At 46.4% G+C, this 20,358-nt stretch carries 16 protein-coding genes; 6 read left to right on the top strand and 10 right to left on the bottom strand.

Annotated elements, in window-relative coordinates; translation table 11 throughout:
* Positions 1-240: 240 nt before the first annotated feature.
* The 5 genes from rhlB (at position 241) to yaaA (ending at position 7,020) form a co-directional block, all read left to right on the top strand.
* Positions 241-1,644: an ATP-dependent RNA helicase RhlB gene (gene rhlB / locus Q1B11_RS00610; protein ID WP_299725752.1), complete on the top strand. Its 1,404-nt coding sequence runs from the start codon at positions 241-243 to the stop codon at positions 1,642-1,644.
* Between the two features lie 297 nt (positions 1,645-1,941).
* Entirely contained in the window at positions 1,942-3,345 is a 1,404-nt protein-coding gene (locus tag Q1B11_RS00605; protein ID WP_299726386.1) for a PhoH family protein, read from the top strand.
* 206 nt (positions 3,346-3,551) lie between these two features.
* Positions 3,552-5,570, top strand: coding sequence for a hypothetical protein (locus tag Q1B11_RS00600; RefSeq protein ID WP_299725749.1), 2,019 nt, complete (start codon positions 3,552-3,554; stop codon positions 5,568-5,570).
* 132 nt (positions 5,571-5,702) lie between these two features.
* Positions 5,703-6,128 (top strand): avidin/streptavidin family protein, encoded by a 426-nt coding sequence (locus Q1B11_RS00595; protein ID WP_299725746.1) that lies wholly within the window; start codon positions 5,703-5,705, stop codon positions 6,126-6,128.
* 115 nt (positions 6,129-6,243) lie between these two features.
* Complete coding sequence (yaaA, locus tag Q1B11_RS00590) at positions 6,244-7,020, top strand: peroxide stress protein YaaA (protein ID WP_299725743.1); 777 nt, start codon at positions 6,244-6,246, stop codon at positions 7,018-7,020.
* A gap of 58 nt (positions 7,021-7,078) precedes the next feature.
* Here yaaA and Q1B11_RS00585 read toward each other — a convergent pair whose 3' ends face one another.
* The 7 genes from Q1B11_RS00585 to Q1B11_RS00555 form a co-directional block, all read right to left on the bottom strand.
* Positions 7,079-7,648 (bottom strand): hypothetical protein, encoded by a 570-nt coding sequence (locus Q1B11_RS00585; protein ID WP_299725739.1) that lies wholly within the window; start codon positions 7,646-7,648, stop codon positions 7,079-7,081.
* Between the two features lie 219 nt (positions 7,649-7,867).
* Complete coding sequence (locus tag Q1B11_RS00580; protein ID WP_299725736.1) at positions 7,868-9,136, bottom strand: outer membrane protein transport protein; 1,269 nt, start codon at positions 9,134-9,136, stop codon at positions 7,868-7,870.
* Positions 9,137-9,593: 457 nt separating this feature from the next.
* A complete protein-coding gene (locus tag Q1B11_RS00575) occupies positions 9,594-10,850 on the bottom strand; it encodes an OmpP1/FadL family transporter (protein WP_299725733.1) in 1,257 nt (418 codons plus the stop codon).
* Positions 10,851-11,089: 239 nt separating this feature from the next.
* The gene (locus tag Q1B11_RS00570; protein ID WP_299725731.1) at positions 11,090-11,917 is read right to left on the bottom strand and encodes an amino acid ABC transporter ATP-binding protein; all 828 of its coding nucleotides are present in this window, start codon (positions 11,915-11,917) and stop codon (positions 11,090-11,092) included.
* A gap of 3 nt (positions 11,918-11,920) precedes the next feature.
* Entirely contained in the window at positions 11,921-13,018 is a 1,098-nt protein-coding gene (locus tag Q1B11_RS00565) for an amino acid ABC transporter permease (protein ID WP_299725728.1), read from the bottom strand.
* A 9-nt stretch (positions 13,019-13,027) separates the two neighbouring features.
* The gene (locus Q1B11_RS00560; RefSeq protein ID WP_366139424.1) at positions 13,028-14,185 is read right to left on the bottom strand and encodes an amino acid ABC transporter permease; all 1,158 of its coding nucleotides are present in this window, start codon (positions 14,183-14,185) and stop codon (positions 13,028-13,030) included.
* Positions 14,186-14,427: 242 nt separating this feature from the next.
* On the bottom strand, positions 14,428-15,462 hold the full coding sequence (locus tag Q1B11_RS00555) for an amino acid ABC transporter substrate-binding protein (RefSeq protein ID WP_299725724.1): 1,035 nt from the start codon (positions 15,460-15,462) through the stop codon (positions 14,428-14,430).
* A 482-nt stretch (positions 15,463-15,944) separates the two neighbouring features.
* On the opposite strand from Q1B11_RS00555, the gene folE reads away from it, so the two are divergent.
* Positions 15,945-16,496 (top strand): GTP cyclohydrolase I FolE, encoded by a 552-nt coding sequence (folE, locus tag Q1B11_RS00550; protein ID WP_067514750.1) that lies wholly within the window; start codon positions 15,945-15,947, stop codon positions 16,494-16,496.
* A gap of 236 nt (positions 16,497-16,732) precedes the next feature.
* Here the strand turns inward: folE and Q1B11_RS00545 are convergent, their stop codons facing one another.
* The 3 genes from Q1B11_RS00545 to Q1B11_RS00535 all read right to left on the bottom strand — a co-directional run bounded on the left by Q1B11_RS00545 (position 16,733) and on the right by Q1B11_RS00535 (position 20,077).
* Positions 16,733-17,674: a hypothetical protein gene (locus Q1B11_RS00545; RefSeq protein ID WP_299725718.1), complete on the bottom strand. Its 942-nt coding sequence runs from the start codon at positions 17,672-17,674 to the stop codon at positions 16,733-16,735.
* A gap of 148 nt (positions 17,675-17,822) precedes the next feature.
* Positions 17,823-18,848, bottom strand: coding sequence for an L-threonine 3-dehydrogenase (gene tdh / locus Q1B11_RS00540; protein ID WP_299725715.1), 1,026 nt, complete (start codon positions 18,846-18,848; stop codon positions 17,823-17,825).
* A 32-nt stretch (positions 18,849-18,880) separates the two neighbouring features.
* The gene (locus tag Q1B11_RS00535) at positions 18,881-20,077 is read right to left on the bottom strand and encodes a glycine C-acetyltransferase (RefSeq protein ID WP_299725712.1); all 1,197 of its coding nucleotides are present in this window, start codon (positions 20,075-20,077) and stop codon (positions 18,881-18,883) included.
* Between the last annotated feature and the right edge of the window lie 281 nt (positions 20,078-20,358).

Below are 20,358 nucleotides of genomic sequence, written 5' to 3'. Positions count from 1 at the left end.
AGTGTTGCATCACTGCCTTTTAAAACCCTCTTTTTATGACTGCTTGTATAGTAATAGCCTCTCCCGGTTTGCTTTGAGCATCCTATCGGCGCGATAATAGCGCTTTTATATTTACCGCAAACTGAAAACCAGCTGACTCCACTTAACGATATTAAGTGGCACTTCACCTACTTTGGCTGGCCCACTGGGCTTTATAAACACTGAAGCCTTATCAGTACCGACAGGAATGAGAGTAAAGCATTGAGTGGTTTTCTAGGATTTTTCAAGAAAAAACAAGCAGATAATGGTACTCAGGCTTCTGACAAGTCCCTGAACAAAGCCCCTGTCAGCAAGCAAATAGAACCGGCAAGCACCGGTAAAAAAGCCGCCCCTAAACCACGAAAAAGCGGCAACAGAAAATCGATCAGCCAGGACAAACCTCAGCACGACAACTGGAGCATTGATCAGTTTCAGGTCGCCCCGGATCCTGAAAAGAAGCGCTTTCACGATTTCGAACTGCCCAGTGAGCTGATGCACGCCATTGCTGACCAAGGCTTCCAATACTGCACCCCAATTCAGGCCGAAGTTCTGGGCAGCACCATTGCCGGGCGAGATGCCATTGGTAAAGCGCAAACAGGTACCGGTAAAACCGCCGCCTTCCTGATCAGTACCATTAAGCAATTAATGGATACGCCAGCCCCGGATACCCGTTACATCGGTGAGCCCAGAGCCATCATCATTGCGCCTACCCGGGAGCTGGCTCTGCAAATTGGTAAAGATGCCGAAGCGCTGACCAAATACCTGCCATTGCATGTGGTCACTGTGGTGGGTGGTATGGATTACGAAAAGCAGCGAAAGAACATCAACTCCAATTATCTGGATATTCTCGTGGCAACTCCGGGCCGACTGCTGGATTACTGCGAACGTAAAGACCTCTTTCTGGATCTGATCGAAGTGATGGTCATCGACGAAGCTGACCGCATGCTGGATATGGGCTTCATTCCGCAGGTTCGCCGCATCATCCGTATGACGCCCCGCCCCGGTGATCGCCAAACTTTGCTGTTCTCTGCCACCTTTACCGACGACGTGCTGCGCCTTGGTGAGCAATGGACGTGGGCACCAGTAAAGGTTGAAATTGAACCTGAAAGTGCTGCAACCGATACGGTTGATCAGAAGGTTTATATCCTTTCCTCTGATCAGAAGTTCCCACTGCTGGTAAATCTGATCCGTCATCTTAACCTTGAGAAGGTCATCGTCTTTACCAATCGCCGGGATCAGACTCGTAAGCTAACAGAGAAGCTACAACGCATTGGTGTGAAAGCGGATCAACTGTCCGGTGAAGTGCCACAGAACAAACGACTGAGAACACTTGAGAACTTCCGTTCCGGTAAAATCACCGTACTGGTGGCGACGGATGTTGCCGGTCGTGGTATTCATATTGATGGCATCAGTCACGTCATCAACTACAACCTGCCTGAAGTGCTGGACGATTATGTTCACCGCATTGGCCGAACCGGTCGTGCTGGTGCCAGTGGTACTAGTATCAGCTTTGCTTGTGAGGATGATTCCTTCCTGATTCCTGACCTGGAAGCCATGATGGGAGATAAATTGAAAAAGGATTACCCACCGGAAGAACTTCTGGTGAAGCCGGAAAAACAGCACTGAGAGTGTTTTCAGGTTCGCTGTAAATAGTCTGTCAGGCAGTCAGTCAACAAAACCGGTTGATTGCCTGTTAAGGCCGAATCGAGAGAAGGAAAAACGTCAAGAAAAAGGTCTCATACTTTTGTGCGATAGTGCGATATAACTTTTGAAGTGTAGAATTAAAACAACCTAATTAAAACCATTTAAAGGAGGAAAGTAAGTTTTTTATTCTTAATTGATATTTGGTCTTGCCGGATGTCGTTTTTTCGATAAGAATCAAAAATGAGTCACCCAAAAACAAAAGCGACAAGGGAGCTGCCTATGGGACATGCCCTGGAAACCAGGCCACAGAACTCACCCACGTCAACCACCTACATTCTGGACAGTAACGTCCTGATACACGACCCCAACTCAATCCTTAATTTCGAAGAACATCAGGTTCTTATTCCCATCACCGTCCTGGAAGAACTGGACAAACTGAAAAACGGTAAACAAACCATCGCCGCCGATTGCCGGCAAGCTATACGACTCATTGATAATATTATAGGCACGGCAACACCCAGCGATATTGAAGAAGGTGTACCCATTCATCGAGGAGGCAAAGCAGAACCCAGCGGTACACTGTCTATCATGATGAGTCATGCGGACGACAAAATCACAACCCTACCCACCAGCAACAATGACAATCAAATAATAAACGACATTTGTCAGTATCAGAAAGCCCATCCAAACCAGCAATTCATTCTGGTCACCAAAGACATCAATATGCGTCTAAAGGCCAGAGGTTGCGGAATCCTGACGGAGGATTATCACAGCGACCAACTGGTCAGCGATATTGGTTTACTCACGAAAGGCTACCTCCATTACGAAGGTAATTTCTGGGACCGTATTAATGAAGTCAATACAATTCAACTGGATGGAAAAACCCTTCACACCATCAACAAGAGCGATTTTGAAGAAGAGCTCTACCTGAACAAATTCCTTTTAGACGACCAGGGTTTTGTTGCCAAAGTCGTCGACATTAAAGACGACAAAGTAATCCTGCAACACCACAGTCGGGAAAGCCTGATGAATCAGGATGCCTGGGGCTTAAGACCACTGAACATCCATCAGGCCATGGCGCTGAATCTGTTGCTGGACCCGGACGTTCATCTGGTCAACCTCAACGGTGCCGCCGGTTCCGGTAAAACCATTCTTGCTCTGGCAGCGGCCATTGAAATGACCATCGCCACCAAGCAGTTCCGGCGGATCATTGCCACCCGCTCCACCCGTGGGCTGGATGAAGATATCGGATTCCTGCCCGGCACGGAAGCGGAAAAGATGGAACCCTGGCTCGGCGCCATTACCGATAACCTGGAAGCCCTGCACAACGATGATGAATCCACTAACAGCAGTGTGGAATACATTCTCGATCGGGTACCTTTGCACTTCAAATCTCTGAACTACATTCGAGGACGAAGCTTCCAGCAGAGTTTGATCATTATTGATGAGTGTCAGAACCTGACGCCTCACCAGATCAAAACCATCATCACCCGTGCCGGCGTGGGCAGTAAGGTGATTTGTCTGGGCAACCTTGCTCAGATTGATACGCCTTATCTGGCCGCTACCAGCTCCGGCTTAACCTACATGACTGAACGGCTGAAGCATTTCCCTAACGGAGGCTCCATGCAGCTTCAGGGCGTGCCCCGTTCACCACTGGCGGCTTATGCCGAAGCTCACCTATAACTTGCTCATGACACAATAAAAAGCCCCGGAGTATCTTCGGGGCTTTTTATTGCCCAATAACTCGCAAACATTAAATCAGCTGACAACGATTACCTCACCCAACTAATTCCGCATTACTTAAAATACACAACTGGAACTTTTAACTGTTTTATTGGTCAATAACTCATCTACTGTATTCTATTCATTGACACAGTGAGCCTTTAAATATGCATGACTTACGCCCAAGCAGCCCCTCTTTACCAACTCACAACTTAGTTAATCCACTTAACTCAGACGCACAAGATATTCAACATGATCGGAGTTCCACTACAACGGGTGGTGTCAAGGTTCAAGAAAATGTGGCCTGCCAGATCCCGGAAACGCCAAATGAGCAACACAGTGCAGCGCCAGAGATCGGAGAAAGACGCCGCTCTGTCAGCCATTCACCAGAGCAACCAGAATCACCAACACCCCCTTCTTCTCCAAATACTGCCAAGCAGACCGTTCCTCGTCCAAATGTAACCATAAAGCCGTTAGACTTAAGATGCAGTGAGCAAGCGAAAAAAAAAATCATAACGGATGTTCTTAATTTTTATCTGGGAGAAACGAGCTCAGGTAAAAATTATGCCCCGTTAAGCGAAGGTACACCTTTGGTCTGCCGCCAGATACTCACAGATCCAGAAAACCAGCCCGCAACCATCCAGTTTATGATCAAAGGCATTAATGCATCGATAGACATCAAAGAACTCATAAGAAGCGATTTTTACCAACAAGAAAAAGGGTTTAATTTTTCAACATTTAATGCCCTACTCTACCCTCACCTATCGCTAACAAAAGAAGAAAAAAAGGAAGCTAAATCAAGCGAAATAGACAAACAGGCGCTATTTACCAATAAGGTAAAAGACATCCACCTTGATAGAAATACAATCACAGGAGTGATCCCAAATACTGAAACATCAAAAGCCTTAGGGATGAACAACCTCTCCAATGAAGCCAGACAGTTTTTTGAAAACCATCCAATCGCATTATGGGAGTGGTTAGCTACGAGCCTTAATGTACTCCAAGAGCTAAAAGCTTTGCGTGACGTCATCAAATCAGCAGCGCGTGAAATCAATTCATCGAAATTTGAAACAATCAAAAAACTTGAACAGGCAATATGTAGCGATTTATGTATAAATAATGAGGACAGTATTGAAAAGCTGAGAGGTGCAATTGGCGTATTCGCAGAACCCACCAACCGCTTGGGCGAACTGGTAGAAGCGCTTGAAGAGAGCCTGTCACCAAATAAAGAAATTCAAGCTAAAGTGATCCATGGAATTCTTTTGGATAGTTTACTGTCTGAAATGCAGAATGCACTCCCTATAAACCCTAAATTACTCAGCATGCAATCTGGGCGACTCTGTTCCTTGGATGCATTGAGGCTAGCCGACAGTATTTTAAATGCTTCAAGGAGTAGTGAGCCTCCAATAAAGCCTGACTCCGATTTAGCATTCCCTGTTAGAAAACTGGGTAACGCCCCCATTTCACTTCGAGAAATCGCTAAAAAAAATGGTTTCCCATTAGGCGCAATCACAGACAGATCCAGTCTTTCAACGCTTGCTAATGCAATTGGTTTAAATGTGGTATGGTCTGCAAAACTGAATACACCTGATGACTATTTGCAGTTTATTTCGAATGCCATTATCCATCAAAAAAAACCTGTCTATTTGCACTGCGCTGTTAATGGGGAAATGGAAATGACAGACCAACAAGGACTACAGGAGTTAATATCCAAATCAAAAAACTGGAAAGCAGCAAACTGGCCCTACGGAAATGAAAGAAGACTTAAGGAAATCAAAGCATTTCAAGACAGCAGAGAGCATGCAATCATTATTTTCAACGTCAATCCAGAACAAAGAACTGTCGACTACATTGCCACTGATAGACACTCACAACAATATCCTGTGCGGAATGTAAAAATTGAAAAATTCTTCAACGCCAATCATTTTCTATCCAGCACCAGGAGCCCTGAAACCTATATAAAAACCAGAGAAAAAATGCACGATGGCCATGCAAAATATCATATAGACCTGCCATTTTTCGATAAAATTTCTGGCCTGAGCGATCGCTGCACAGAAAAGCTTCCTATTCCGACACCAAAAGAGGCTGGCGGCTTTGGCGGTTATTTATGTTATATAGAGAGACGTCCCGACTACGTCACCATAAGAGAAAACCTACTCCCAAACCAAATGGATACCACCACCTGATCAACATACTCAGCCTGCAGGTGGTTTCCATTGCCTTCAGGCTTCCTTAAACACTCCACACACTGTCTTCTATAAATTTCAGCACCATGTACCAATTGCGGCTATTTTTTAGATCTCAGCATCCGGAGAAACATGATGAAAAGTTTTGCTCTATCTATTGCAACTGCATTTACCTTATTCACAGCTACCAGCGTAATAGCAGATACTGTAGCCAACTTCACCGGCACGTGGATCAATCAGCGAGGGTCAACGCTGATTCTGGAAGCGGCAGATGGTCATAACCTTAATGGCACTTTCAACACCGCGGTTGCCAACACTAAATCGTGCATTGGCAAAGCCGTACCACTGCAGGGTGTACACAATGGTAATGCTGCGGCGTTCAGCCTGAGCATGGAAAGCTGTGGCTCCCCTGTCACCATCGCACTCAGCGGCACACTGCAAGTGGATGAAAACCATCAGGAAACACTGCACACCATGGATCTTGTACAGTGGAAAGGACAGGAATCCTGGAAGTCCAAAGTCATTGGTACAGATACCTTCGTCAGGGCAGTAAAGTAATCTGATTATCTGGGTTAATGGCGGCAATAGGTATTATCAAACCTGACCCCCTACTAAAGGAACGCTCCCTGCTCTACTATTGTCTTCATTACTATAGAGATTCAGGGAGTGTTACATGCTGCTGGTTATATCCCCCGCCAAAACACTGGATTTTGAAACACCTGCCACTACGCAGACCTTCACCCAACCAGATTTTCTGGATCATTCGGCTCAGCTGATTGATGAACTACGGGATTTAAGCCCTGCAAAAATCGGCAGCCTGATGAGCATTAGCGAGAAGCTCTCACAGCTCAATGCCGCTCGTTATGAAGCCTGGTCAATGCCATTCACCATGGGTAACGCCAAACAGGCCATACTGGCCTTTAAAGGCGACGTGTATACCGGGCTAGATGCCGAAACCCTCTCTGAGCAACAACTGGATTTTGCCCAGCAGCATTTGCGCATGCTTTCCGGCCTTTATGGCTTGCTACGCCCTCTCGATTTGATGCAGGCTTACCGACTGGAAATGGGCACCAAATTCGCCAATCAGCGAGGCAAAGATCTCTATCAGTTCTGGGGTGGCTTGATTACAGAGCAACTAAACCAGGAGCTCGCTAACCAGAAGAAGCCGGTGTTGGTGAACCTCGCTTCAAATGAGTATTTCAAATCTGTTCAGACGAAGGACATTAATGGTGAGATCATTACACCGGTGTTTAAGGATTTGAAAAACGGGCAATACAAGATCATCAGTTTTTATGCGAAAAAAGCCCGTGGCTTGATGTGCCGCTACGTGATCGATAAGAAAATCACTCAGCCAGAAAAATTGAAAGCTTTTGATTATGAGGGCTATGAATTTAACGAAGCCATGTCTTCCGGCAATGAGTTGGTCTTCACTCGGGATTCTCAAGCGTAATTTGAAGTAGCCCGCTCTGACATACAGCGGGCTGCTTTCTATTCAATTCGCAGCCTAATCATTTCAGCAGCGATGGAGAGTCAATAAAGAAGTACACACTCCAGCTGTTTTTAAACAAGCCTGATGTATTGACCTTCCTTAGCGCGCCTCTCACATTGCCATGGTAGAGGTATTGCGTTTCTTCTCCCCGGCCTTCCAGCATTTCCTGCTTCTCGTACCAGTCATCAGTACTTTCATTGGATTCACATTGATTGATTAACGCCTGTGCTCTTTCGTAAGTCTCGTGAGCGGTTTCTCGATCAGGGTAGGTTGCACTGCAGACATAGCTGTACTTATCGCCCCATTGCCATATCTGACAACTGTTCTCTATCAGTTGATAACGGGTTTTCCAGAGAGTGATTTTGTCTTTGTAAGATGGGTTGTAGCGTATCTGTTCGAAGTTGTAGTTACTTTCGCTGAACAGGGTTGCCAAAGATTGGCAGTTAGCTTTGTTGGCAACGGCAGGGGTTTCGGAATTGTATTGGTCTTGAGTATCGATTGAGCTACAGCCGGACAAGACGGCTCCAAAGCACATCGATGTTAACAATTTGGTGGTGGCGCGGCTTTTCGGAATGGCTTTGTACAACATCGCTGCTTTCCTGGTACATCTGTGTATTCAAGGAAGAGTATAGAGTTGTATTTAGCAGGGGAAATTGAAAAGTTGAATGCTTGCGGGCATGACCTGCGGGTGCCTCGCTCCCATGCTGTGCGTGGGAGTGTATACCGGAGCTCCGGAATTTACCGAACTGTTAGGGTATGCATTCCCACGCGGAGCGTGGGAACGAGGTTGGTGTTTATGTCGTATGCTTTAGAAAAGGTAGTTCAGCTGAACACCGAAAATGTGGGAGCTGCTGTCGTAATCGCCAGAAATACTTCCATAATCAGAATCAAGCTCACCTGGACCTTTGTATTTAGCTTCATCAATAGATGCACTATTCAATTTAACGTAGGCGTATGCGAAGTCCATATTCATGTTCTCAGCAAGCTTCAGGTTTGCACCTAAAGTAAACCAGTTGCGATTCGCATCTGGGGAACGCACTGTACGAGTATCATTACTTACTGGAGATTCATCAAACATATAGCCTGCGCGCAGCAACCACTTTTCGTCTAATTGATAAGAGGTACCAAGAGACAGAGCCCAAGTATTTTTCCAGTTCATTGGAACATATGAGTCCAAATCAGGATTTGGGGACGTTACATGAAACTCTTGGAATCGGCTCCAACGAGTCCATGTAGCGTCAGCCATGACAGTCCACTGTTCATCAACTTTGTGTGTGGCACTGAACATGATTTTTTCTGGCATGGTAATTTTTAGGCTAGCATCATCACTCTTTGAACCAACCACCGGAATATCTTCTACATCGAAATCGCCCTCCAACGTGAAGTCCAATTTAGAGTGGTATGCTAACCCAAGAGTAGTAGAATCATTGACATTCCAAATTGCACCAAGATTCCAGCCAAGGGTATTATCATCACCCTTGATAGTTCCATCACCAGCTATTACACCTGAGGGTATACCTAAGTCATCAGAGGCCACCCATGACTTCTGAGTCAATTCACCAGCTACATGAGAACCTATCAAACCAAAGCCGATAGCAAGATCGTCGTTAAACTTATAGGACAGTGTACCCTGCAAGTTCATAACCTTAACACTAGTCTTGTCAGCAAAGTATTCGCCTCCCCAGCCATTCTCGTAGTCCAACTCAATACCATATGGAGCATATCCAGCAAGACCAAAACTCCATTTTTCATCAATAGGCACTACAAAGTAGCCAAATGGTACAAATGAAGTTTTCTGGAAATCATCTGTACCAGCATCAGTTGTTATATTTCCTGAGCCTATTTGACGAGGTCTTGTATATTCTCCATCAAAACTACCCCCTTCCAAAATAACATCCGCACCAACAGAAATCTGCCTACCACCTTCTAAAAAGCTGATACCCGCAGGGTTCGTTGCAGAAATAGATGCATCAATAGCATTGGAAGCGCGGCCAGCAAAGCCGGTGCCTAAATAACTGGCGGACTGTTCGTTAATACCGTAACCGGCGGCTTGAACAAAAGAAACCTGAGATGCCATAGCGATGGCAGAGGCCAGAACGACCTTACGATTGAGTGGAAACAACACCATACCCTCAATTTATTGTAACTTCGGTGAGCCTTCACCGAAATGTATAATCTGTATCAAATTGACGCGGATATTACATTTTCTGATACGGGTATTCTGTTATGTTTTGTATCAAAAAACACGGGTAGGGATACGAAGTTTAACAAACCGGGTGGAGCGCCACGGAGAGTAAATGATTTATCATGAATGGCTTTTCTCCACACTGAAGCAATGCGAAGGACTCAAACGCTTTAAGGTTGTCGCAAAAGATTATTGAAAACAGATGTAGTAAGTCGGTAACCCAAAGGGTTGCCGACAATCAGTACCTACAGACCTTCGAGATGTCGGCAATTTTTACAGAATTACCGACCTACAGGTTTTGCGACAGCCTCGCTTTGCTTGGAAACGAGGCATTTGGAGGGAGTTCTATTTAAAAGAGGTAGTTCAGCTGAACACCGAAGATATGTGAGCTGCTCTTATACTCACCTACAACTGTTCCATATGATGGATCCACACCACCAGCAGGTCCTACAGCTTTAGACTCACTGATTTTACCATCCTGCAACTTCACATATGCATAAGCAAAATCAATGTTCATATTTTCAGAGGTCTTTAAGTTGGCACCAAAAGTAAACCAGTTACGATTTGCATCGGGAGCACGGACTGTACGGTTATCATTATTCACTGGCGCTTGATCAAACATGTAACCAGCTCTCAACAGCCAGTTTTCATCTAGTTGATAAGAAGTCCCCAGAGATAAAGCCCAAGTATCTTTCCAGTTCATTGGAACATAGTTGACAGATGCACCTGAAGAGTTAACAACATTAAACTCTTCAAACCGACTCCATCGAGTCCAGGTTGCATCTGCCATCACAGTCCATTGATCATCAAGGCGATGAGTTGCACTGAACATAACCTTCTCAGGCATAACCAAATTTAGTTCAACTTTTTCTGTTCCTGTCTGAGCACCTGATTTGGTGAGATCACCACTTAAGTTAAAATCGAGTTTTGAGTGGTATGAGGCACCAACAGTGGTAGCCTCTGTTACATTCCAGATAGCTCCAACATTCCATGCAAGAATTGTATCATCACCATCCATTTTGGTATTAACTGCACCAAATGGTTTACTGGTCAACTCACCTTTTACATGTGAAGCAATCAAGCCAAAGCCAACAGAAACATCATCTCTAAACTTATAGGAAACGGTACCTTGAAGGTTCATAACCTCTACAAGTGTCTTACCACCCAGCCATTCACCAGCCCAGCCATCTTCATAATCCAAATGAATCCCGTATGGAGCATAACCGGCCAAGCCAACGGTCAATTTCTCATCAACAGGTATTACGTAGTAACCGAAAGGAACAAAAGATGTTTGTTGGAAATCATCTGTTTTTGTATTTCCAGTAGGTGCAGGCGAACCTTCACGCTCCCCCTCAAAACTCCCCCCTTCCAAAATCACATCCACACCCACAGAAGCCTGCTCACCTTTCAAAAAGCTGATACCTGCAGGGTTAGTCGCAGAGATAGAAGCGTCGATAGCGTTTGAAGCACGGCCTGCAAAACCAGTACCGAGGTAGCTGGCGGACTGCTCATTGATGCCGTAACCGGCAGCCTGAACGTAAGAAACCTGGGAAGCCATAGCGATGGCGGCGGTCAGAACGACCTTGCGATTGAGATGAAACTGCATAATGCCCTCAATTTTTTGTGTATTCCGGTGAGCCATCACCGAAACTGTATGATCTGTATCAACGAAGCACTCGATCACACATTTTATTGTTAGTTTTTCCGGTATGCTTGCTGCAAAAATCGGGGCAACTATACGCTTATTGTTATTTTATGTAAAACCTCCAAAATGTGAAAAAACTCTCATTTTATGCCGGTGATCTTGACGAGATTACCGGCACCTCTGTGGATTAAAGACCTACGTCAATGGTTTAGTACCTGCCCAAGGAATTTCTGGGTGCGTTCTGAACGAGGGTTATTAAAGAACTCTTCCGGCGGAGCCTGTTCAATAATTTGTCCTTCATCCATAAAGATCACCCGATCCGCCACGGTGCGGGCAAAGCCCATTTCGTGGGTAACACAGATCATGGTCATGCCTTCTTGTGCCAGTTCGATCATTACGTCCAACACTTCTTTGATCATTTCCGGATCAAGCGCTGATGTCGGCTCATCAAACAGCATCACTTCAGGATTCATACAAAGGCTTCGGGCAATCGCCACTCGCTGTTGCTGACCACCGGACAACTGTCCGGGATATTTAAGCGCCTGATCAGGAATACGAACTCGCTCCAGATATTCCATTGCTAATTTTTCTGCGTCTTTGCGAGATTGTTTGCGAACCCAGATCGGTGCCAGTGTGCAGTTTTCCAGAATGGTCAGGTGCGGAAACAGATTAAATTGCTGAAACACCATGCCCACTTCACGACGGATGGTTTCTATATTTTTCAGATCATTAGTAAGACGAGTGCCGTCTACCACAATGCTGCCTTGCTGGTGTTCTTCTAGGCAGTTGATGCAGCGAATCAGTGTGGATTTACCCGAACCGGACGGGCCACAGATAACAATCTTTTCGCCCTTGCGAACGTTCAGATCAATATCCCGCAGCACATGAAACTGACCATACCACTTATTCAACCCATTGATTTCAATGAGGTTGGCTTGTGCCTGCGTCAATTCACGCTCGATGCTTACCGTGGGTTTTGCCGCACTGTCTGCGGTTGTCGCTTTTTGTTGTAATTCAGCTTCACTCATTGCTCAGTGCCCCTGATGTAATTGTTGTTCGAGTCGCTGGCTGTACTTCGACATACCAAAACAGAAAATCCAGAAAACAAAGCCTGCGAAGAGATAACCTTCTATGGAGTTACCCAACCACTTGGGATCGTTCAATCCCGCCTGAATAATCGCCAAAAGATCAAATAGCCCAATAACCAATACAAGGCTGGTGTCTTTAAATAAGGCAATAAAGGTGTTCACCACACCGGGTATGACCAGTCGCATCGCCTGAGGCAGAACAATCATAATCATTCCCTGCCAGTAACTGAGGCCGAGGCTATCAAAGGCTTCAAACTGCCCTTTAGGAATGGCCTGCAAACCACCACGCACCACTTCGGCCATATAGGCGGACTGGAACATAATAATGCCGATCATCGCCCGCAGCAGCTTATCGAAAGAGACTTCCACCGGCATGAACAGTGGCAACATAACCGATGCCATAAACAGCACGGTAATTAATGGAACACCGCGCCAAAGTTCAATGTAAGCCGTGCACAGAGAACGAATCACCGGCATGTCGGAGCGACGCCCCAGTGCCAGCAATACACCAAATGGCAAAGAAGCAATCATGCCGCACAGAGCCAGCAGCAGAGTGAGCATCAATCCGCCCCACTGATGCGTATCCACTTTCGCCAGTCCGAAAATATCTCCATACAGCAGGAACCAGGATACAACTGGCATAATCACCAGGCTGTAGCCCAATACCCACTTTTTCCAGGGTGTCGATTTGATACTTAACCAGCCAACCAGTACCGCTAACTGAGCAAAGAACAGATTTGGCCGCCAGTATTCTTCGGATGGATAGAACCCATAGATAAACTGATCCAGTCGTGCAGTGATAAAGGCCCAGCAGGCACCTTCACGGTCGCAGGCTTCACTGCTGGCACCAAACCAGGTGGCGTCGAGAAACAGCCATTGCACCAGTGGAGGAACGGTCAGAATTAAACCGTAGATAATCAGCAAGATTGCCGCCGTCCCCAATGGGCCGGTAAACAGATTTCCCCGCAGCCAGGCGATAGTACCCACTGCCATTTTTGGTGGCTCGCGGGCAGGAATCATTTTTAATTCTTGTTCGATCATATGATTGCCTTAGCGCTCAATCAGAGCCACACGTTTGTTATAGATATTCATCAACAGCGATACACTTAAACTGATGGTGAGATACACGGCCATGGTCATGGCTATCACTTCTACGGCCTGCCCCGTTTGGTTCAAGGTGGTACCCGCAAACACGTTAACCAGATCCGGATAGCCGATAGCTGTCGCCAGTGACGAGTTTTTTGCCAGATTCAAATATTGATTGGTCAGGGGTGGCACAATCACTTTCATGGCTTGAGGAATAACCACCAGAGACAGTGTTTTTCCAGGCTTTAATCCAAGGGAAGCTGCTGCCTCTTTCTGACCTTTTTGCACCGATTCGATACCTGCCCGCACCACTTCAGCAATAAACGCCGCAGTATAGATAGTTAATGCCAGCAGTAATGCACCGAGCTCAGGAATGATGGAAAGACCACCACGGAAGTTAAATCCTTTCAGCTCAGGCATATCAAAGGTCATGGTTGCGCCAGAAAGCCACCAGGTGATTGCAGGAATGCCCACTATTAGCGCAGCCATCAAATAAGGCGCACCAGAAATGCCCTTACCGGTTTCAACCCGTTGCTTACGATGCTTGTAACGCAGAAACAACGCTAGCCCGACGGCCACCAGACAGCTGATAAATACTGCTGAAAGCCCTTGTTCCATCACAGGTTTTGGAAAAAAGAAGCCGCGAAGGTTCAAAAACAGTGCATCGCCCAATGCATAACTTTGCCGAGGGTGGGGCAACGCCGCCAATACCGCGAAATACCAGAAAAAGATTTGCAGCAATAAAGGAATATTTCGGAAGGTTTCAATAAATACGGAAGATAACCGGGCCAGCAGCCAATTAGGCGACAGCCTCGCGACACCCATCAGAAAACCAAGCACAGTGGCAAAGAAAATGCCCAGAACCGAAACCAGCAGTGTATTTAAAATACCCACCGTAAATGTACGACCATAGGAGTGTGATTCATCGTACTCCACCAGCGATTGAAGAATACCAAAACCCGCTTCCTGCGAGAGGAAGTCAAAACCCGTGCTGATCCCCCGGGTTTCCAGATTGTTCATGGTGTTATTGATCACCCAGGCACCCATAGCAACCACGAGCAGCACCACCACTGCCTGCATGATCAATGGGCGAATGGATGCATCACGCCATAATAATAAAATTGAATTAAGCAGACGATTCACAGGGCCTGACGAGGTGTTGTTGATTGATGCGCCTTCAGGATCACTCACAACATGACTCCCTTTTTCTTATTGTGTCGCTTCTATTCCGTCTTGGGGCGTAGGCCGTTAACCCATAGGGTTGCCGACATTTTCCACAGGACGGCTGCAACAATACAGTCGGCAATCCTTTCAGGATTACCGACCTACAGCATGCTAAGCAGTTTTAGAGATTGATTTACCAATCAACGGAAAGGAGGCGCGTACAGGATACCGCCGTCGCTCCACAGGGCATTCAGACCACGGTCGATCTGCAGAGGAGAATCAACACCTACGTTGCGCTGGAAGACTTCATCATAGTTACCCACCTGCTCGATGATGCGCAGAGCCCATTCATCATCCAGGTTGATACCTTTGCCTTTTGGCCCATCGATGCCCAGAAGACGACGAACGCCCGGATCGGTAGATTCTTTCTTGGCGGTAATATTTTCAGAGCTCAGACCGAGTTCTTCCGCATTGATCATGGCCGCAAGGCTCCATTTCACAATGTTGAACCAAAGGTCATCACCCTGACGAACCAGCGGCCCCAGAGGCTCTTTGGAAATAACATCTGGCAGAACCACTGCAGCGTCTGGTTTGGTGAGACGAGTTCTCAGAGCATAAAGCTGAGATTGGTCAGAAGTCAGCACGTCACAGCGGCCGGCATCAAAGCCTTTGGCGGTGCCATCAGACGTATCAAATACCACTGGCTGGTATTCCATGCCATTGGTACGGAAGTAATCCGCGAGATTCAATTCCGTGGTAGTACCTGCCTGAATGCAGACAGAAGCCCCGTCCAGATCTTTCGCACTCTTAACGCCCAGGCCTTTCTTCACCATAAAGCCCTGACCGTCGTAGTAGGAAACGCCGGTAAAGTTCAGGCCCAGAGAGGCATCACGGGTCAGCGTCCATGTAGTGTTTCTGGACAACACGTCAATCTCACCAGATTGCAGCGCTGTAAAACGCTCCTTAGCGTTCAGCGGGACAAATTTCACCTTGGAAGCGTCCTTCAGGGTTGCCGCAGCCACCGCACGGCATACGTCGACATCCAGACCGTTCCAAATACCCTTGTCATCAGGGTTACTGAAACCAGCCAGACCTGTGCTGACGCCGCAGGAGAGATAACCTTTTTCTTTAACCGACTCAAGGGTCGTTGAGGCACTGGCAACCTGAGCGAAGCCAGCGGCAGCAAATGCGCCCAGCACTGCTACTTTTTTGAGGGAGCTCAAACTCTTTAGCATGAGATAGCGTCCTTTTGTGTTGTTGTTATTGGGTCAATAAGCCGTAACGAATACAGCCCATTCACTGCTGTTCAATTTTGTTAACACAAGTCCCCTTATATCAACAAAATCTAACTCATGGCTTATCAACCATACCTGCAAGAAAAAGCTCTAGCAAGGTGCAAGCCAAAGTTCGTTAACCGACCCTCAAAATTGGCTCTACCGTCTTATACCAATGGCGTTTTTAAATTGTGGAACGAGCAAGTTATTTTGGGCGACTGGGCAATACCCGAGGGCATAAAGGCGAAGTGACGAGTCATAGCCTTTACGCCCTGTGGGTGGTAGCTATGGCGAGGAACTTCAACGCAGATCCAGTCGCCCAAAATAGCTGCGCAGCCCATAATTTAAAAACAGAATTGGTATTATAAGAACGGGTAATAAGATCCCGTGGAGTTGTGATAGAATCGGCGCAAATCAATAACGTATATTGAAAGTCTCTTTAAATGTCCCAGCAAATCAGTGAACACTACAAGGCCATTATTGAATCAGTCGGTGAAGATATTCATCGCGATGGCCTGAAAGACACGCCTCAGCGTGCCGCCAAAGCCATGCAGTATCTCACCAGAGGCTACAATCAGACGCTGGACGAGATCGTCAATGGTGCGGTATTCGAGTCTGATATCAGCGAAATGGTGGTCGTGAAAGATATCGAGCTTTATTCCCTGTGCGAGCACCATTTGTTACCGTTTATTGGCAAGTGCCATATAGGTTATGTGCCCCGTGGCAAGGTGCTCGGCTTGTCTAAATTTGCCCGTCTTGTGGATATGTTTGCCCGTCGCCTGCAGATTCAGGAAAACATGACCACCCAGATCGCCGATGCCATTATGGAAGTAACTGATGCAAAAGGTGTCGCCGTGGTGATTGAAGCACAACATATGTGCATGATGATGCGTGGTGTGGAAAAACAGAACTCGAAAATGACCACTTCGGTCATGCGTGGTTTGATGAAAGACAACCAACCTTCTAGAGAAGAGTTTTTGCGGTTTATTCGATAAATTGCTGTATCTCATTTACTAATAGCTGTACGTCTAAAGCGTCAGCTATTGTTTAAAGTCGGAACACTAAAACTAGGAGCCTGACCGAGAGTAGGTTGCCCTACTGCGGTGGTAGTAAATTGGTCTAAAAACTCTGTTTTGTTCAGCAAATAGCACCACTATTCACTTCACAAAACAGATTTTTTATCCTCAATTTTCTACCATCCTCGCTACGGGCGCTATTCTCGGTCAGCCTCCTAGTGCTCCCTATCCTCAAATATCTCTTTTGTAATATCATTAAAATCAAAACGTTCTCTAAGCAACCGTTTTATACCTGGCTCCCGATGATACTCTGCGATGATCAACATCAGTTGCTCTTCAGGCCTATTCTGAAACGCTTTAATCGTATTACCCACCATTAAGCTAGTGCGGTAATCATTCATCCAATATGATAAAGGGAAAATATAGGGTGATAATGTTTTAGACTCGTTATCTAAGAACACATTGTTAAAATGTTTATAAAGAAAGTGGGATGCCTGAGTAACCGAATACAAAATAGCAGTCAAACCAACAACATGTTGCAGTGTAAGACTCGGGCTAGAGTTAAGAAGTGCCAGATATGCTATTTCTACCCCCAATGCTAAAGGCATGGAGCCAAGTGCTGCAATCGTTGCAATATCACTACTACCGCTTTCCAGCAGAATATTCACTGCATTAGCCGTTCGGCAGTCATCCGGTTTTACAGTAATTAAATTTTCTGTGGCATGAGTGGCGTTATTAAGGTTTATGTAATTCTGAGTAAGCTCTTTATCCACCAGCAATCCTCCCAACCTGACAACAGCATTAAAAGGTAACATGGCAATGTTTATGGGTAACACAGCCAGAACACTCCAGTCATTGGAAAGTTGTATTCCCTCTAGCCCTCGAAAAGTAAATAACGATGCCAGCTTTTCCCCAGTTCCTGCAGACGAGTAGTTTTTTAAAGCATCTTCGCCAACAATGACTGCGACTCTATCAATACCTGAGACATTGCCAGAAAGAATACTGACTCGATAACCTCCATTCCTTGCTCGTTGTAAAGTATCGATTCTATGCTGACCAAGAAATTCTTCTGCACCAGAAGCCGCTACAAAACCATCACCAAAAGCATTGAGACTTATCAGAAAAAAACAGAAAAAAAAGAACTTACCAATCTTCACGTATAACCACCAACCAACACATTACAGATCAAGACCTTCCACTATTGGAAATAGCATCCATAGTAATGTGTAGCTCATAACCAATACGCTGCACGTTTTTTTCATAAAAAAGCCAGCAAAGCTGGCTTTTGGGCAGTAATTTGATTAATTAGTTCCAGTCTAAAATCACTTTGCCGGATTGCCCGAAACCCATGATTTCAAACCCTTGCTCAAAATCATCCACTGCAAAGCGGTGAGTAATGATTGGAGAAATATCCAAACCGGACTGCAGCATACTGGTCATCTTGTACCAGGTTTCATACATCTCACGACCATAAATCCCTTTGATCACCAGACCTTTGAAAATCACCTGATTCCAATCAATCACCGTATCGCTGGCAGGAATGCCCAATAAAGCGATCTTGCCACCGTGGTTCATGTTTTCCAGCATTTGCTCAAATGCACGACCATTGCCGGACATTTCCAGCCCTACATCGAAGCCTTCTTTCATGCCCAGCTCCGCCATCACGTCGCTCAGGTCTGTGTTGGCAACGTTCACAGCACGGGTTGCACCCATTTTACGAGCAAGATCCAGACGGTATTCATTCACATCGGTGATCACCACATTGCGAGCACCTACGTGCTTACAAATCGCCACCGCCATAATACCGATGGGGCCGGCGCCAGTAATCAGAACATCTTCACCTACCAGGTCAAAGGAAAGCGCTGTGTGTACTGCATTACCAAATGGATCAAAGATAGAAGCCAGTTCATCGCTGATATCATCAGGGATCGGGAATGCATTCTCCGCTGGGATGACCAAATACTCAGCAAAGGCACCATCACGGTTCACACCCACACCCACGGTGAAGTTACACAGGTGACGACGACCGGCCCGGCAATTACGGCAATGCCCGCAAGTGATGTGACCTTCACCGGAAACCCGCTGACCTTTCTCAAAGCCACGAACGCCGTCGCCCATCTCAACGATTTCACCGACAAATTCGTGACCAACGTGCATGCCTACCGGGATGGTCTTCTGTGACCATTCATCCCAGTGATAGATGTGCATATCCGTACCACAAATAGCGGTCTTGCGGATTTTGATCAACACATCGTTATAGCCCACTTCTGGCATTGGGCGATCAGCCACCCAAATGCCAGGTTCTGCTTTTAATTTTGCTAATGTTTTCACAGTATTCTTTATCTCAACTATCTCAACACGTCTTAATTAATGACGCCCAGCTCTCGGCCAATTTTGGCAAAAGCTGTAATGGCTCTATCCAGATGCTCACGACTATGGGCAGCGGACATCTGAGTACGAATTCTGGCCTGACCTTTTGGCACTACCGGGAAAGAGAACCCTACTACATAGATACCTTCTTCGAGCATTCGTTCCGCAAACTTGCCTGCCAACGACGCATCACCCAGCATAACGGGCACAATAGGGTGATCGGCACCGGCCAGGGTAAAGCCCAGTTTGGTCATTTCTGAACGGAAGTATTCGGCATTGCCACGTACTTTCTCACGCAACTCGCCACCTTCTGCCATCATCTCAAACACTTTCAGAGAGGCAGCTGCAATACTTGGCGCCAAGGTGTTGGAGAACAGGTAAGGACGGGAGCGGTTACGCAGCCAGTCGATCACTTCTTTTTTACCCGAAGTGTAACCGCCAGAAGCACCACCCAATGCTTTACCGAGCGTACCGGTCAGAATATCAATTCGACCCATAACATCGCAGTATTCAGGTGTACCGGCACCATTTTCACCGATAAAGCCTGTCGCGTGACAGTCATCCACCATCACCAGAGCACCGTATTTATCCGCCAGATCGCAGACACCTTTCAGGTTGGCAATCACGCCATCCATGGAAAATACACCGTCAGTGGCGATCAGTTTGGTTCTGGCACCGGCTTCGTCGGCGGCTTTCAGCTGGGCTTCCAGATCCGCCATATCGTTATTGGCGTAACGGAAACGCTTAGCCTTGGACAAACGAACACCATCAATAATACTGGCGTGATTTAAAGAGTCGCTGATAATGGCGTCTTCCGGGTCGAGAATGGTTTCAAACAAGCCGCCATTGGCATCGAAACAGGAAGGATAAAGAATGGTGTCTTCCATACCCAGAAAGGTAGAAATTTTTGCCTCCAGCTCTTTATGCACGGTTTGAGTACCGCAAATAAAGCGCACGGACGCCATACCAAAGCCAAACTCAGCAAGGCCGTGCTTTCCGGCTTCAATCAACTCCGGCGAATTTGCCAGCCCCAAATAGTTATTAGCACAAAAGTTCAGCACTTCTTCGCCAGTGCTTACCTTAATTTCGGCCTGCTGCTGCGAGCTGATTACCCGCTCACTTTTATAAAGGCCTTCGCTTTTCAGTTCTTCCAGCTGATCGCGCAGGCGACCGTAAAAATCAGCCTTCATTGTGGCTCCTGATAGAGGGTGGTTAAAATCATTAACAGCTAAGTACCCGGCCATATGGAATCGAATATTTCTGGCTTGTTGATCAGGTTCTCTGCAAGGCGCAACGGCGGGAGCATAGCGAGCTATGTGACCAGAGTTGCAACGCAGTCAGAGAGTATGATCAATGAGTCAGAAAATATGATTTCATAGGGTTGGGTACTTAATAGTGAATCAGTATGGCACGCCATTGAACAGGCATTTGTACGTATTTTAGGCGCACTACCTTAGAAGAACAGAAGGAA

Origin of the sequence: uncultured Endozoicomonas sp., assembly GCF_947495845.1 — a bacterium.
In the GTDB taxonomy this organism is placed as follows: Bacteria; Pseudomonadota; Gammaproteobacteria; order Pseudomonadales; family Endozoicomonadaceae; genus Endozoicomonas.
Note: the sequence above shows the minus strand (reverse complement) of the source record. Positions and strands in the feature narration are given on the sequence as shown.

Excerpts from the sequence above, each read along its gene's own strand:
- folE (WP_067514750.1), top strand. The coding sequence starts at position 15,945 with ATGTCCCAGCAAATCAGTGAACACTACAAGGCCATTATTGAATCAGTC.
- Q1B11_RS00565 (WP_299725728.1), bottom strand. The coding sequence starts at position 13,018 with ATGATCGAACAAGAATTAAAAATGATTCCTGCCCGCGAGCCACCAAAA.
- Q1B11_RS00585 (WP_299725739.1), bottom strand. The coding sequence starts at position 7,648 with ATGTTGTACAAAGCCATTCCGAAAAGCCGCGCCACCACCAAATTGTTA.
- Q1B11_RS00595 (WP_299725746.1), top strand. The coding sequence starts at position 5,703 with ATGATGAAAAGTTTTGCTCTATCTATTGCAACTGCATTTACCTTATTC.
- Q1B11_RS00580 (WP_299725736.1), bottom strand. The coding sequence starts at position 9,136 with ATGGCATCTCAGGTTTCTTTTGTTCAAGCCGCCGGTTACGGTATTAAC.
- Q1B11_RS00600 (WP_299725749.1), top strand. The coding sequence starts at position 3,552 with ATGCATGACTTACGCCCAAGCAGCCCCTCTTTACCAACTCACAACTTA.
- yaaA (WP_299725743.1), top strand. The coding sequence starts at position 6,244 with ATGCTGCTGGTTATATCCCCCGCCAAAACACTGGATTTTGAAACACCT.
- Q1B11_RS00555 (WP_299725724.1), bottom strand. The coding sequence starts at position 15,462 with ATGCTAAAGAGTTTGAGCTCCCTCAAAAAAGTAGCAGTGCTGGGCGCA.
- Q1B11_RS00570 (WP_299725731.1), bottom strand. The coding sequence starts at position 11,917 with ATGAGTGAAGCTGAATTACAACAAAAAGCGACAACCGCAGACAGTGCG.
- Q1B11_RS00535 (WP_299725712.1), bottom strand. The coding sequence starts at position 20,077 with ATGAAGGCTGATTTTTACGGTCGCCTGCGCGATCAGCTGGAAGAACTG.
- Q1B11_RS00575 (WP_299725733.1), bottom strand. The coding sequence starts at position 10,850 with ATGCAGTTTCATCTCAATCGCAAGGTCGTTCTGACCGCCGCCATCGCT.
- Q1B11_RS00605 (WP_299726386.1), top strand. The coding sequence starts at position 1,942 with ATGGGACATGCCCTGGAAACCAGGCCACAGAACTCACCCACGTCAACC.